12 protein-coding genes are annotated in these 14,551 nt (G+C 61.4%); 10 read left to right on the forward strand and 2 right to left on the reverse strand.

Annotation, left to right across the window (positions count from 1 at the left end; all coding sequences use genetic code 11):
- Nucleotides 1-165 precede the first annotated feature (165 nt).
- The 4 genes from xdhA to guaD all read left to right on the forward strand — a co-directional run bounded on the left by xdhA (nt 166) and on the right by guaD (nt 6,231).
- Nucleotides 166-1,611, forward strand: a complete 1,446-nt coding sequence (xdhA, locus tag M2396_RS19515; RefSeq protein ID WP_259077365.1) for a xanthine dehydrogenase small subunit — start codon at nt 166-168, stop codon at nt 1,609-1,611.
- On the forward strand, nt 1,604-4,003 hold the full coding sequence (gene xdhB, locus M2396_RS19520; protein WP_259077367.1) for a xanthine dehydrogenase molybdopterin binding subunit: 2,400 nt from the start codon (nt 1,604-1,606) through the stop codon (nt 4,001-4,003). The genes xdhA and xdhB overlap by 8 nt, the downstream gene beginning before the upstream one ends.
- A gap of 67 nt (nt 4,004-4,070) precedes the next feature.
- Nucleotides 4,071-4,916, forward strand: coding sequence for a xanthine dehydrogenase accessory protein XdhC (xdhC, locus tag M2396_RS19525; RefSeq protein WP_101318014.1), 846 nt, complete (start codon nt 4,071-4,073; stop codon nt 4,914-4,916).
- Between the two features lie 10 nt (nt 4,917-4,926).
- The gene (gene guaD, locus M2396_RS19530; RefSeq protein WP_259077371.1) at nt 4,927-6,231 is read left to right on the forward strand and encodes a guanine deaminase; all 1,305 of its coding nucleotides are present in this window, start codon (nt 4,927-4,929) and stop codon (nt 6,229-6,231) included.
- Nucleotides 6,232-6,597: 366 nt separating this feature from the next.
- On the opposite strand, the gene M2396_RS19535 is transcribed toward guaD, so the two are convergent.
- A complete protein-coding gene (locus M2396_RS19535; RefSeq protein WP_150569734.1) occupies nt 6,598-7,362 on the reverse strand; it encodes a GntR family transcriptional regulator in 765 nt (254 codons plus the stop codon).
- A gap of 353 nt (nt 7,363-7,715) precedes the next feature.
- Between M2396_RS19535 and M2396_RS19540 the strand changes: the two genes are divergently transcribed.
- Together M2396_RS19540 and M2396_RS19545 are read left to right on the forward strand one after the other, a co-directional pair.
- Nucleotides 7,716-9,065 (forward strand): NCS2 family permease, encoded by a 1,350-nt coding sequence (locus tag M2396_RS19540; RefSeq protein ID WP_150572687.1) that lies wholly within the window; start codon nt 7,716-7,718, stop codon nt 9,063-9,065.
- Nucleotides 9,066-9,159: 94 nt separating this feature from the next.
- A complete protein-coding gene (locus tag M2396_RS19545) occupies nt 9,160-10,107 on the forward strand; it encodes an RHS repeat-associated core domain-containing protein (protein ID WP_259077375.1) in 948 nt (315 codons plus the stop codon).
- A 111-nt stretch (nt 10,108-10,218) separates the two neighbouring features.
- On the opposite strand, the gene uraH is transcribed toward M2396_RS19545, so the two are convergent.
- A complete protein-coding gene (gene uraH / locus M2396_RS19550; RefSeq protein WP_220633315.1) occupies nt 10,219-10,572 on the reverse strand; it encodes a hydroxyisourate hydrolase in 354 nt (117 codons plus the stop codon).
- Between the two features lie 388 nt (nt 10,573-10,960).
- Between uraH and puuE the strand changes: the two genes are divergently transcribed.
- The 4 genes from puuE (at nt 10,961) to M2396_RS19570 (ending at nt 14,467) form a co-directional block, all read left to right on the forward strand.
- Entirely contained in the window at nt 10,961-11,887 is a 927-nt protein-coding gene (puuE, locus tag M2396_RS19555) for an allantoinase PuuE (RefSeq protein WP_101318001.1), read from the forward strand.
- Complete coding sequence (gene uraD / locus M2396_RS19560) at nt 11,887-12,402, forward strand: 2-oxo-4-hydroxy-4-carboxy-5-ureidoimidazoline decarboxylase (RefSeq protein WP_101317999.1); 516 nt, start codon at nt 11,887-11,889, stop codon at nt 12,400-12,402. Before puuE ends, uraD begins: the two co-directional genes overlap by 1 nt.
- A gap of 104 nt (nt 12,403-12,506) precedes the next feature.
- On the forward strand, nt 12,507-13,010 hold the full coding sequence (locus tag M2396_RS19565) for an ureidoglycolate lyase (RefSeq protein WP_101317997.1): 504 nt from the start codon (nt 12,507-12,509) through the stop codon (nt 13,008-13,010).
- A gap of 131 nt (nt 13,011-13,141) precedes the next feature.
- Entirely contained in the window at nt 13,142-14,467 is a 1,326-nt protein-coding gene (locus M2396_RS19570; protein ID WP_150569737.1) for a urate hydroxylase PuuD, read from the forward strand.
- Nucleotides 14,468-14,551: the final 84 nt, after the last annotated feature.

Here is a 14,551-nt window from a genome sequence, read left to right on the forward strand (position 1 = left end):
GCCGTGGGACTCAGGCGCGATCTATGCTTAACAAAAGGCACACTGTTCGGTGCGGACTCGCTGCGCGCGATTTCTTGACCTTTGAGTCAGAAAATCATTGACCCGGCGATCAAGCCTGCTTAGAGTCCGCCGGAACAACAATAAAACCATTGCGAGGCCTTCCCCGTGATCCAGTTTCTCGTAAACCAGGAGCTGCGTAATGAGCACGCCCTGGACCCGAACATGACCGTGCTGCAGTACCTGCGCGAACACCTTGGCAAATCCGGCACCAAGGAAGGCTGCGCCAGTGGCGACTGCGGCGCCTGTACAGTGGTGGTCGGCGAGCTCGAAGAAGACGGCCAGAGCCTGCGCTACCGCAGCCTCAACTCGTGCCTGACCTTCGTTTCGTCGTTGCACGGCAAACAATTGATCAGCGTCGAAGGCCTCAAGCATCAGGGCGAACTGCACAGTGTGCAAAAAGCCATGGCCGACTGCCACGGCTCGCAATGCGGCTTCTGCACTCCCGGCTTTGTCATGTCGCTGTTTGCCTTGCAGAAGAACAGCAACGGCGCCGACACCCAGCAGGCCCAGGAAGCCCTCGCCGGCAACCTGTGCCGTTGCACCGGCTACCGGCCGATCCTCGCCGCTGCCGAAAAGAGCTGCGCCACACCGTGCCGCGATCAGTTCGATGCGCAGCAAGCGCAGACCATCGCCCGCCTCAAGGCCATCGCCCCGTCCGAAACCGGCGAACTGAACAGCGGCGACAAGCGCTGTCTGGTGCCGCTGACCGTTGCCGACCTGGCCGACCTGTACAGCTCGCACCCAGAAGCGCGCCTGCTTGCCGGCGGCACCGACCTGGCGCTGGAAGTAACCCAGTTCCACAAGACCTTGCCGGTGATGATCTATGTCGGCAACGTCGCCGAACTCAAGCGCATCGACAAGACCGCCACTCATCTGGAGATCGGCGCAGCGACGCCGCTGACCGACTGCTACGGCGCGCTCAGCGATGAGTACCCCGATTTTGGCGCCCTGCTGCACCGCTTTGCGTCATTGCAGATTCGCAACCAGGGCACCCTCGGCGGCAACATCGGCAATGCCTCGCCCATCGGTGATTCGCCGCCGCTGCTGATTGCCCTGGATGCCCAGGTGGTACTGCGCCAGGGCCAGCGCCAGCGCGTGCTGCCACTGGAAGACTACTTCATCGACTACCGCATCACGGCCCGCCAGGACAGCGAGTTCATCGAGAAGATCATCGTGCCGCGGGCCAGCAACGACTGGACGTTCCGCGCCTACAAGGTCTCCAAGCGACTGGACGACGACATCTCGGCAGTTTGTGCAGCGTTCAACCTGAGCATCGAAAACGGTGTGGTCAGCGGCGTGCGCATTGCCTTTGGCGGGATGGCAGCGATTCCCAAACGCGCCCGTGCCTGTGAAGCCGCGCTGCGCGGCAAGCCATGGAACCAGGCCACCCTTGAACGTGCCTGCCAGGCGCTGGGCGAAGACTTCAGCCCGCTCTCGGACTTCCGCGCGAGCAAGGAATACCGCCTGCTGACCGCACAGAACCTGCTGCGCAAGTACTTCATCGAACTGCAATCGCCGCACATCGAAACCCGGGTGACCGACTATGTCTAATCATCATGCCGTCAAGAGCCAGGCCGAGATGGCCGAACTGTTCCGCCAGGACCTGACCACCGGTGTCGGCCGCAGCGTCAAGCACGACAGCGCCGACAAACACGTCAGCGGCGAAGCGGTGTATATCGATGACCGCCTCGAATTCCCCAATCAGTTGCATGTGTATGCGCGCACAGCTGACCGCGCCCACGCGCGCATTCTGAGTATCGATACCGCGCCGTGCTACGCCTTCGAAGGCGTACGCATCGCCATCACCCATGAAGACATCCCCGGCCTCAAGGATATCGGCCCGGTGGTCGCCGGCGACCCATTGCTGGCGATCGACAAGGTCGAGTTCTTCGGCCAACCGGTGCTGGCGGTAGCTGCCCGCGACCTGGAAACCGCTCGCCGTGCGGCGATGGCGGCGATCATCGAATACGAAGACCTCGAACCGGTGCTGGATGTGGTCCAGGCGCTGCGCGACAAGCACTTCGTGCTCGACAGCCATACCCATCAGCGCGGTGATTCGGTTGCCGCCCTGGCCAGCGCCCCGCACCGCTTGCAGGGGACCTTGCATATCGGTGGCCAAGAGCACTTCTACCTGGAAACGCAAATCTCCTCGGTGATGCCGACCGAAGACGGCGGCATGATCGTGTACTGCTCGACGCAGAACCCGACCGAAGTGCAAAAATTGGTCGCCGAAGTGCTCGATGTGCCGATGAACAAGATCGTCCTCGACATGCGCCGCATGGGTGGCGGCTTCGGCGGCAAGGAAACCCAGGCCGCCAGCCCGGCATGCCTGTGCGCGGTGATCGCGCGCCTGACCGGCCAGCCGACCAAGATGCGCCTGCCACGGGTCGAAGACATGACCATGACCGGCAAGCGCCACCCGTTCTACGTCGAGTACGACGTCGGCTTCGATGACGACGGCCGCCTGCACGGCATCCAGTTCGACCTCGCCGGCAACTGCGGCTACTCGCCTGACCTGTCCGGCTCGATCGTCGACCGCGCCATGTTCCACTCGGACAACGCCTATTACCTTGGCGACGCCACCGTCAACGGCCACCGTTGCAAGACCAACACTGCCTCCAACACTGCTTACCGAGGTTTCGGCGGGCCGCAGGGCATGGTCGCCATCGAGCAGGTGATGGACCACATTGCGCGTCAGCTCGGCCGTGACCCGCTGGATGTGCGCAAGGCCAACTACTACGGCAAGACCGAGCGCAACGTCACCCATTACTACCAGACCGTCGAACACAACCTGATCGAGGAAATGACCGCCGAACTGGAGGCCAGCAGCGACTACGCCGAGCGGCGCAAGTCGATCCGCCACTTCAACGAGCACAGCCCGATATTGAAAAAAGGCCTGGCGCTGACCCCGGTCAAGTTCGGCATCTCATTCACCGCCACCTTCCTCAACCAGGCCGGTGCACTGATCCACATCTACACCGACGGCAGCATCCACCTCAACCATGGCGGCACCGAGATGGGCCAGGGTTTGAACACCAAGGTTGCACAGGTGGTTGCGCAGGTGTTCCAGGTCGAGATCGACCGCATTCAGATCACGGCGACCAATACCGACAAGGTCCCCAATACCTCACCGACCGCTGCATCCAGTGGCGCCGACCTGAACGGCAAGGCGGCGCAGAACGCGGCCGAGATCCTCAAGAAGCGCCTGGTCGAGTTTGCCGCCCGGCACTGGAATGTCACCGAGGAAGACGTTGAATTCCGCAACGGCCATGTGCGCGTGCGTGAGGAACTGATCAGCTTCGAGACGCTGGTGCAGCAGGCCTATTTTGCCCAGGTGTCGCTGTCGACTACCGGCTTCTACCGCACGCCGAAGATCTTCTACGACCGCTCGCAGGCGCGCGGCCGGCCGTTCTACTACTTCGCCTTTGGCGCAGCCTGCGTCGAGGTCATCGTCGACACCCTGACCGGGGAGTACAAAATGCTGCGTGCCGATATCCTGCATGACGTCGGCGACTCGCTGAACCCGGCCATCGACATCGGTCAGGTCGAAGGCGGCTTCATTCAGGGCATGGGCTGGCTGACCACCGAAGAGTTGGTGTGGAACGCCAAGGGCAAGCTGGTTACCAACGGCCCGGCCAGCTACAAGATCCCGGCAGTGGCCGACATGCCGCTGGACCTGCGGGTCAAGCTGGTCGAGAACCGCAAGAACCCGGAAGACACCGTGTTCCATTCCAAGGCCGTCGGCGAGCCGCCGTTCATGCTCGGTATCGCTGCCTGGTGCGCGATCAAGGACGCCGTCGCCAGCATCGCCGACTACCGCGCGCAACCCAACATCGACGCGCCGGCCACGCCTGAGCGGGTCCTGTGGGGCTGCGAGCAGATGCGCCAGACCCTGGCCGTGCAGCAGCCTGCTGAACAGCACGTGGAACCTGTCACATCGTGACCGCAGGCAGCCCCGCGCAGCCCTGTGCTGCGCGGGGCTGAGTTGAAGCCAACTGAGGTTTTGTATCATGCATCAATGGATCAACGCCCTCGCCGACCTGCAAGCTCGCGGTGAACCCTGCGTGCTGGTGACCATCATCGAAGAGCGCGGCTCGACCCCGCGCAATGCCGGCTCGAAGATGGTCGTCAGCGCCCGCCAGCTGTTCGACACCATCGGCGGTGGCCACCTTGAGTACAAGGCCCTGCACATCGCCCGGCAGATGCTCGACGAGCAGCGCAGCACCCCGCATCTGGAGCGCTTCAGCCTCGGCGCGAGCCTTGGCCAATGCTGCGGCGGCGTTACCGTGCTGCTGTTCGAGCCAATGGCGGCGGTGCAGGCCGAGATCGCCGTGTTCGGTGCGGGCCACGTCGGCCGGGCTCTGGTACCCTTGCTCGCTGCCCTGCCCTGTCGGGTGCGCTGGATCGACTCGCGCGAGCAAGAATTTCCGGAGCTGATCCCCACCGGCGTGAGCCGCATCATCAGCGAGGAGCCGGTCGACGAAGTGGCTGCGCTGCCGCCAGGCAGTTACTGCATCGTCATGACCCACAACCACCAGCTCGACCTCGAGCTGACCGCGGCGATCCTCAAGCGCAACGACTTCACCTGGTTCGGCCTCATCGGTTCGAAGACCAAACGGGCCAAGTTCGAGCATCGCCTGCGTGATCGCGGCTATGACGATGCGGTGCTAGCACGCATGCGCTGCCCGATGGGCCTGGCCGAGGTCAAAGGCAAATTGCCGATCGAGATCGCCGTGTCGATTGCCGGCGAAATCATCGCCACCTACAACGCCTGTTTTGGCCAGCACGATGCTGCGGTCAATGCCGGCCCCATTGCTCAGTTGCTGCCGCCGTCCCGCCGCAGCCACGCCAATTGACGAGAGTGTTATGAGCGCAACCCGCAAAGCTTACCGATCCGCCATCCTGCACAGCGTTGGCGACCCCGCCGAAGTCGGCCTGGAGGCATCCTGCGAGTACTACCCGGACGGCTTGCTAGTGGTCGACGAAGGCCGCATCAGCGCCCTCGGTCACGCCAGCGACCTGCTGCCGACGCTGGATGCCGACATCGACGTGGTGCATTACCAGGATGCCCTGATCACCCCGGGCTTTATCGACACCCATATCCACTTCCCGCAGACCGCCATGATCGGCTCCTATGGCGAGCAGTTGCTGGACTGGCTGAACACCTACACCTTCCCCTGCGAAAAGCAGTTTGCCGATAAGGCGCATGCCGACAAGGTCGCGAAGATCTTCCTGCAGGAGCTGCTGCGCAACGGCACCACCACCGCGCTGGTGTTCGGCAGTGTGCATCCGGAGTCGGTCAACGCGCTGTTCGAAGAGGCCGAGCGGCTGGACCTGCGCCTGATCGCCGGCAAGGTGATGATGGACCGCAACGCGCCGGATTATCTGACCGACACGGCGGAGTCGTCCTACACCGAGAGCAAGGCGCTGATTCAGCGCTGGCATGGCAAGGGCCGGCTGCACTATGCGGTGACGCCGCGCTTTGCCCCGACCAGCACGCCCGAGCAATTGGCGATGGCCGGCCAGTTACTGAAGGAGCATCCGGGGGTGTACATGCATACGCACCTGTCCGAGAACCTGCAGGAGATCGACTGGGTCAAGGGCTTGTTCCCGGAGCAGAAGGGTTACCTGGACGTCTACGATCACTTCGAGCTGCTGGGGGAGCGGTCGGTGTTTGCCCATGGCGTGCATCTGTGTGATGAAGAGTGTCAGCGGCTTTCGGAGACGGGCTCGGCGGTGGCGTTCTGCCCGACCTCGAACCTGTTCCTGGGCAGTGGCTTGTTTAACTTGCCGCAAGCTGAGAAGTTCAAGGTCAATGTCGGGCTGGGCACGGATGTTGGCGCGGGGACCAGTTTTTCGCTGCTGCATACCTTGAATGAGGCTTACAAGGTGATGCAGTTGCAGGGCGCGCGCTTGCACCCGTTCAAGTCGTTGTACCTGGCGACGCTGGGTGGGGCTCGGGCTTTGCGGCTGGAGGATCGGGTGGGAAGTTTGCGTCCGGGTAATGATGCGGACTTCGTGGTCCTCGATTATAAGGCTACGCCGTTGCTTGAGTATCGCCTGCAGCAATCGGGGGGGATCGAGGAAACGTTGTTTGTGTTGACGACGCTGGGGGATGATCGGACGGTACTGGAGACGTATGCGGCTGGGCGGTGTGTGCATCAGCGGTAGCGCGCTGGCGCAGGGCGGGATTGTTGTGGCTGCCCGAGCTTTGATTGGTTTGAGATTGCCGGGGCTGCTACGCAGCCCTTTCGCGACACAAGGCCGCTCCTACAGGGGCCGCGTACCATCGACATGCGCGGTCTGTGGGAGCGGGTTCACCTGCGAAGGGTCGCGTAGCGGCCCCGGCAATCTGACGGCCAACCACCATCGCGAAACCCACTTTGACCCGCTCTGCGCCAGCGCAGCGAAGGGGCCGGATGTGGAGCCAAGACCTTGTTTGGGGCGTTTGCCAAAAAAGTGACTCGCCGTAAGGGCGAAAGGGGCCCGATCAAACCACACATCAATCGGATAAGCCCCAAGCCGACAACCAACCAATCAACCTTTAGCCGAAGTAGCCCGAGCAGGCTTCTTCTGCAACAAGTGCGAAAACACCGCATGCAGATCGTCCGAAGCACTCTCCTCATCGAGGTTCAGCTTGCTGTCGATATGATCCATATGATGCATCATCAAGCTAACCGCCTGCCCCGCATCCCTCGCCTCGATCGCATCGATCAGCTGCATATGCTCATCATATGAACAGTGCGACCGGTTCCCGCTCTCATACTGAGCAATGATCAGCGATGTCTGCGACACCAGACTACGCTGGAAACTCACCAAAGGTGCATTCCCAGCAGCCTCGGCCAGCTTCAGGTGAAACTCCCCGGAAAGCCGAATCCCGGCCCCACGATCACCCCGCGAAAAGCTGTCGCGCTCGTCACGCACCATCTGCCGCAGCTCGTTCAGCTGCTCAGCCGTAGCATGCTGCACCGCCAACTCGGTAATCGCCCGCTCAACCATCCGTCGCGAAAAGAACACCTGCCGCGCCTCTTCAACCGTCGGGCTGGCAACCACGGCACCGCGATTGGGCCGCAGCAACACCACGCTCTCATGGGCCAGACGCGACAACGCGCGACGAATGATGGTGCGGCTGACGCCAAAGATCTCGCCCAGCGCTTCCTCGCTCAATTTGGTGCCCGGCGCCAGCCGCTGCTCGAGGATCGCCTCGAAAATATGCGCGTAGACGATGTCGTCCTGGGTACCACTGCGCCCGGCCTTGCCGGTGCGTACAGGTTTCTTGAGAGGCTGCAGCTGTTCGTTCATGGGCACTCGAGCATGGGAATCCGCCAATCGGACCTTGACTGTACTGCCTGTCAGAGGGTGGCTGGCAAGCCCTGGTTGGAAATAAGAAGAAAGGTACTGGCCCATTGTACACAGGCTGACCCGTTTCTGCAGGTGGCCATTTCGGCATATAGCCACTATTTACAAGATTGTACCCAGGAAAGATAAAACATTATTTGCATTATTTGTACACAAACGCATAATCCAGCGAGCAACTTCTTGACCCATGAGTCAACAAAAACGGTCAGACGTCTGCCTCACCCTCGCGGAATCACCAAGTGCATAGCGCAGGACACTGGTTCCGAACAACAAGAAAGACTTGAGGAGTACTCGCTGTGGACACCCGCAAATCCGACGCCCCTACGCTGGATCTCACCCCGCCGCTCGAAACGAGCTGGCTGGAACGGATTTTCAAACTCAAGCGACATGGCACCACCGTCAAGACCGAAATGATCGCCGGGGTGACCACCTTCATCACCATGGCCTACATCATCTTCGTCAACCCCAACATCATGGCTGACGCCGGCATCGATCATGGTGCGGCGTTCGTCGCCACCTGCATCTCGGCCGCGCTCGGCTGCCTGCTGATGGGGCTTTACGCCAACTGGCCGGTTGGCCTGGCGCCGGGCATGGGGCTCAACGCCTTCTTCACCTACACCGTGGTCGGCACCATGGGCTACACCTGGGAGGCGGCGCTGGGCGCCGTGTTCGTCTCCGGGGTGCTGTTCATGTTCCTGACCTTGTCGCGGGTTCGCGAATGGCTGCTCAACAGCATTCCGCTGAGCCTGCGCCATGCCATGGGGGCCGGCGTCGGATTGTTTCTCGGGCTGATCGGCCTGAAGACTGCGGGCATCGTCGTCGACAGCCCGGCGACCCTGATCAAGCTCGGCTCGCTGCACGAGGCCGGGCCGCTGTTGGCGGCGGTGTGCTTCCTGATGATCGCGGTGCTCAGCTATCACCGAGTGTTCGGTGCGATCCTGATCGCCATCATCAGCGTTACCCTGGCCGGCTGGGGCTTGGGCCTGGTGCAGTACGGCGGGGTGTTCTCGCTGCCGCCGAGCCTGGCGCCGACCTGGATGGCCATGGACGTCGCCGGCGTGTTCAACGTGAGCATGATCAGCGTGGTGCTGGCGTTTCTCTTCGTGCACATGTTCGACACCGCCGGGACCTTGATGGGGGTTGCCCAGCGCGCCAACCTGGTGGCACCGGACGGCAAGATCGAAAACCTGTCACGGGCGCTGAAGGCCGACAGTGCCTCGAGCGTGTTCGGCGCCGCCGTTGGCGTGCCGCCGGTCACCAGCTATGTCGAGAGCGCTGCGGGAGTGGCCGCAGGTGGCCGTACCGGGCTGACCGCCGTGGTGGTCGGGGCACTGTTCGTCGCGGCGATGTTCTTCGCCCCGCTGGCAGGGATGATCCCCGCCTACGCCACCGCTGGCGCGCTGATCTACGTGGCGATGCTGATGATGGGCAGCATGGCCCATATCAACTGGGACGAAGCCACCGACAGCATTCCGGCGATCGTCACGGTGATCATGATGCCGCTGACCTTCTCGGTGGCGGACGGCATTGCCCTGGGCTTCATCAGCTACGTGGTGCTCAAGGCCGGGACGGGCAAGTACAAGGAGATTTCGCCCAGCCTTTGGGTACTCTGCGTGATCTTCATCGCCAAGTTCGTATTCCTCTAGGGCCTCTTGCAGTGGCCTGTCATTTTTGACAGGTCACTGCAGAAAAACCCCACGTTAGACTCGGGTCTCATCTTCTCCATGCCGAGACCCGCACATGCTCCCCAACACCACCCCACCCTCCGTTTTGCCCCCGGCGCTGCGCTTCTACCAAGGGTCATCCCTGGCGACCGAGCTTCAAGGTGAGCGATGCGTCACGCTGCTGCGCCATGGCGAGTCAGCCTTGGCGCAGCTGGACAACACCACGGCCACCCGTCCGCTCGGCGTCGATCAGCAAGGATCGATTGTGCGGCTGCAGGGCGCCGCCAGCAGCGCGAGCATCGCCTACGCCGCCTATGGCCACCACCCCCTGGAGGCGGACGCCAGCCTGCTGTCGTTCACCGGACAAAAGCGCGAACCGGTAACCGGCTACTACCTGCTCGGCAACGGTCATCGCGCCTACAGCCCGTCGCTCATGAAATTCCTCAGCCCGGACAGCCTGAGTCCGTTCGGCAGCGGTGGGTTGAATGCCTATGCCTACTGCCTGAATGACCCGATAAACCTTACCGACCCCACTGGGAAAACCCCTTGGGCGCTTACGTTCATGAGAAAACACGTCCAACCGAAAATTCAGGTTGCAAAAAAGTCAGTAGACCTGGCGAGCAAAGCACTCTTCCCGGATCCAACCTCGCAGGAATCACCAAGGTTGGGAAGGGCAGTAATCCGTAAATTTGCCAGTGACCAAGTGGACAGCACACCCTTTACGCAAAAGCTGTTCAAGGTCAACGACAACCTGACGAGTCACAACGACGCCACGCTGACCACTGAGCACGCGGGTATATACCGCGATATAGCCACGCAAAATCTCAGCGGTCAGATCTCGAACACGTCGGCTCACCTCGAGGCCGCACGCGTATGGGTGACCACTGAGAAAGGCGCTGAACGCATCGTCGGGGCCACATTCAATTTCATGGGCGCCATTGCTGCTGGCGCCGAGGACAAGGCCGGCTATGCGACTGGCCGAGTACTGAAGCAGAACAACGAGGCCGTGCGAAAACACACCTGAACAAAGACCGGCGATGGTCACAAGACCTCAGAAACACCAATCTCCAGACGAAAAAAAGCCCGCCAGTGTGAGAGCGGGCCAAAGACCTACGAAGATTCTTCTAGCGACCAACTAGCTTCCACGATAGGTCGAGTAGCTGTAAGGCGAGATCAGCAGCGGCACGTGGTAGTGCTCCTGATTCTCGTCGACCCCAAAGCGCAGTACCACAACATCCAGGAACGCCGCTTCTGGCAAAGCCACGCCCCGAGCTCGATAGTAATCCCCGGCACTGAACTGCAACTGGTACACGCCGGTGCGGTAATCGTCACCCTGCAGCAACGGCGCATCGACGCGGCCATCGCTGTTGGTCAGCGCGGTATTAACCAATTCCAGCTGCTGGCCTTCGACACGGTACAGCTCGACCTTGATCGAGCTGCCCGGGCAGCCATGCGCAGCGTCCAGTACGTGAGTGGTCAGACGTCCCATGTGCGTGTCGCCTCTTGTTCAGTTCGTGGGCAGAAAATACCCAGCAAGCACCGTAAGAGGGCCTGCCGTGTGCGGGAATGAGCTCATTAAGACACTTTCTCAATAAATTGTACACAATTTTTTAGACCCTTCAGCGCCACTCCGCCACACGCTCGCGAAAACCTGCTATGTATCGCCAGATATAGGTTGTATACGCAGGCCCAGGTCATTAGCTGACCAATCAGGCAAGTTTCTTGCAAAGCATTCTCAAGCGACAAAAGGGCAGAAATGCGGAAAAACAGGCTTACAAAAGATTTCAGAAGTTGTATACAATCAGCCCATCCGGTGAGTGCGATAACCCGACGCGGGTCCACCACCCCTCGCACAACGTACAAGAAGGAAGACTGCAGTGAGCGCTGACTACCCTCGCGACCTGATCGGTTACGGCAACAACCCACCTCACCCGCACTGGCCGGGCAACGCCCGCATCGCCTTGTCGTTCGTACTCAACTATGAGGAAGGTGGCGAGCGCAACATCCTCCACGGCGACAAAGAGTCCGAAGCCTTCCTGTCTGAAATGGTTGCCGCCCAGCCCCTGCAGGGCCAACGCAACATGAGCATGGAGTCGCTGTACGAGTACGGCAGCCGCGCCGGCGTCTGGCGCCTGCTCAAGCTGTTCAAGGACACCGGCGTACCGCTGACCATCTTCGCCGTGGCCATGGCCGCGCAGCGCCATCCGGATGTGATCCGCGCCATGGCCGAAGCTGGCCATGAGATCTGCAGCCACGGCTACCGCTGGATCGACTACCAGAACATGGACGAGGCGCAGGAGCGCGAGCACATGCTCGAAGCCATCCGCATCCTCACCGAGCTGACCGGCGAGCGGCCACTGGGCTGGTACACCGGTCGTACCGGCGCCAACACGCGCAGGCTGGTGATGGAAGAAGGCGGTTTCCTCTACGACAGCGACACCTACGACGACGACCTGCCCTACTGGGAGCCGAACAACCCGACCGGCAAGCCGCATCTGGTGATCCCGTACACCCTCGACACCAACGACATGCGCTTCACCCAGGTGCAGGGCTTCAACTGTGGCGAGCAGTTCTTCCAGTACCTCAAGGACGCCTTTGATGTGCTCTACGAAGAAGGCGCCGAAGCACCGAAAATGCTCTCGATCGGCCTGCACTGCCGCTTGGTCGGTCGCCCGGCGCGGCTGGCAGCGCTGAAGCGCTTCGTCGAATACGCCAAGAGCCATGACCAGGTCTGGTTTGCCCGTCGCGTGGACATCGCCCGCCACTGGCACACCACCCACCCGTACCAGAACGAGAACGCCTGATGACCGCCTTCAAGACCCTGACTCCTTCGACCCTGAGCCGTGACGCGTTCGTCAGCGCCTTTGCCGACATCTACGAGCACTCGCCGTGGGTGGCCGAGAAGGCCTATGACCTCGGTCAACTGGCCGAGCTGGACCAGATCGAAGCCCTGCATCAGCGCATGAGCGACATCCTGCTCAGCGCCAGCCACGCCGACCAGTTGGCCTTGATCAACGCTCACCCGGACCTGGCCGGCAAAGCCGCCGTCCAGGGCGAGCTGACCGAATCGAGTACCAATGAACAGGCCGGCGCCGGTATCCACCAGTGCACTGCCGAAGAGTTCGCCCGCTTCACCGAACTCAACGATGCCTACAAGGCCAAGTTCCAGTTCCCGTTCATCATGGCGGTCAAGGGCAGTAACCGACATCAGATTCTGGCGGCGTTCGAAACCCGGATTCACAACGATGCCGATGCCGAATTCAAAGAGGCGCTGGCGCAGATCAACCTGATCGCGCTGTTCCGTCTGCTGCAGCTGTAAGGCTTGCCACAAGGTCTGGCCCGAGTCCGCCACGCGAGCGTACCCAGGGCCTTCCGGCAAGCGCACCACCACATTAGCCAGTCATAGAAGAAGAGATAACAAGCATGCGCACACTAGTGATCGAGCCCCTGAGCAAAGAAGCCTTCGCCCCCTTTGGTGACGTGATCGAAACCGACGGCAGCGACCACTTCATGATCAACAACGGCTCGACCATGCGCTTCCACAAGCTCGCCACGGTTGAAACCGCCGAGCCTGAGGACAACGCCATCATCAGTATCTTCCGCGCCGACGCGCTGGAAATGCCGTTGACCGTGCGTATGCTCGAACGCCATCCGCTGGGCAGCCAGGCTTTCATTCCGCTGCTCGGCAATCAGTTTCTGATCGTGGTCGCGCCAGTTGGCGATGCACCTGTATCAGGTTTGGTCCGTGCCTTCCGCAGCAACGGCAGGCAGGGCGTCAATTACCATCGCGGCGTTTGGCACCACCCGGTGCTGACGATCGAAAAGCGGGATGATTTCCTGGTGGTTGATCGCAGTGGTTCAGGCAACAACTGCGATGAGCATTACTTCACCGAGGAACAGATGTTGATCCTCAATCCCCACCAATAAGAAAAGGTCGGTCATCCACGGCCTGCATGAAATACTCGGTGTCGCGATAAACCTGCTGCTCTCGCAGCCTGCTTATCGCGCGCAAGGTCGCGTGCAGCGTTCAAGCTGGTGATCGGCAAGAGGTACATACTGTGGAAGCACACCTTCACGAATGGCTGAACCTGAGCATTCGCTGGGTTCACATGATCACAGGCGTCGCCTGGATCGGTGCATCGTTCTACTTCGTCTGGCTGGAGAACCACCTCAACCGCAGCAACCCGCGCGATGGGTTGTCGGGTGATCTCTGGGCCATCCACGGTGGTGGTATCTACCACCTGGAGAAGTACAAGCTGGCGCCGCCGAAAATGCCCGAGAACCTGCACTGGTTCAAATGGGAAGCCTACTTCACCTGGATGTCCGGGATCGCCCTGCTGTGCGTGGTGTTCTACTGGAACCCGACCCTGTACCTGCTCGCCCCGGGCAGCTCGCTGAGCGGCGCCGAAGGCGTGGCCATCGGTATCGGTTCGCTGGTAGCCGGCTGGTTCATCTACGACATTCTCTGTGACTCACCATTGGGCAAGCGCCCTGCCCTGCTCGGCGGCGTGCTGTTCGTACTGATCATCGCCGCATGCTGGGGCTTCAGCCTGGTGTTCAGCGGTCGTGGTGCGTACCTGCACACCGGTGCGATCATCGGCACCATCATGGTCGGTAACGTGTTCCGCATCATCATGCCGGCCCAGCGCCAGCTGGTCGCGGCGATCGAAGCCAACCAGACGCCCGACCCCCTGTTGCCGGCCAAAGGCCTGCTGCGCTCGCGGCACAACAACTACTTCACCCTGCCGGTGCTGTTCATCATGATCAGCAACCACTTCCCGAGCACCTACGGCAGCCAGTACAACTGGTTGATCCTGGCCGGGATTGCAGTGGCTGCGGTATTGATCCGTCACTACTTCAACACCCGTCACGACAGCAACAAATACGCCTGGACCCTGCCCGTCGGCGCTCTGGCGATGATCTGCCTGGCCTATGTCACCGGCCCTAAACCTTTGCCAACTACTCCTGAGCAGGCTGCGGCGAAGATCGAATATCAACCGCTACCAGCCACGGCCGTAGGCGGCAAGACCGCTGCCGAACAGCGTGCTGCCGATGCGGCCAAGGCGGCTGAAGCACCGGCCGCTGCTGCACAGGCTCCGGCCCAGGCCGCAGCCCAGTCGGGTGACACCTTCGACACGATTCACAACGTGATCCAGGAACGCTGCACTGTGTGCCACTCGTCCAAGCCGACCAGCCCACTGTTCAGCACGGCGCCAGGTGGCGTGATGTTCGATACCCCGCAGCAGATCCAGGCCCAGGCCGCGCGCATTCAGGCGCAAGCGGTTGCCAGCCAGATCATGCCGCTGGGCAACATCACCCAGATGACCGTTGAAGAACGCAAACTGGTCGGTGACTGGATCGCCAAAGGCGCCCCCGTCAACTGACCCCACGCATCGCCAGGCTTGCTCCTGCACCGGGACCACTTCCCGTGCAGGGCACGCCTGCGCCATGCGCACTACGCAACAAGC

The sequence above is a fragment of the Pseudomonas sp. BIGb0278 genome (genome assembly GCF_024809895.1).
GTDB classification, from domain to species: Bacteria; Pseudomonadota; Gammaproteobacteria; order Pseudomonadales; family Pseudomonadaceae; genus Aquipseudomonas; species Aquipseudomonas shirazensis.

What these genes read in the sequence shown, in the direction of transcription:
- xdhB (WP_259077367.1), top strand. Translation starts at nt 1,604, where the DNA reads ATGTCTAATCATCATGCCGTCAAGAGCCAGGCCGAGATGGCCGAACTG.
- M2396_RS19545 (WP_259077375.1), top strand. Translation starts at nt 9,160, where the DNA reads ATGCTCCCCAACACCACCCCACCCTCCGTTTTGCCCCCGGCGCTGCGC.
- M2396_RS19565 (WP_101317997.1), top strand. Translation starts at nt 12,507, where the DNA reads ATGCGCACACTAGTGATCGAGCCCCTGAGCAAAGAAGCCTTCGCCCCC.
- guaD (WP_259077371.1), top strand. Translation starts at nt 4,927, where the DNA reads ATGAGCGCAACCCGCAAAGCTTACCGATCCGCCATCCTGCACAGCGTT.
- uraD (WP_101317999.1), top strand. Translation starts at nt 11,887, where the DNA reads ATGACCGCCTTCAAGACCCTGACTCCTTCGACCCTGAGCCGTGACGCG.
- xdhC (WP_101318014.1), top strand. Translation starts at nt 4,071, where the DNA reads ATGCATCAATGGATCAACGCCCTCGCCGACCTGCAAGCTCGCGGTGAA.
- uraH (WP_220633315.1), bottom strand. Translation starts at nt 10,572, where the DNA reads ATGGGACGTCTGACCACTCACGTACTGGACGCTGCGCATGGCTGCCCG.
- M2396_RS19535 (WP_150569734.1), bottom strand. Translation starts at nt 7,362, where the DNA reads ATGAACGAACAGCTGCAGCCTCTCAAGAAACCTGTACGCACCGGCAAG.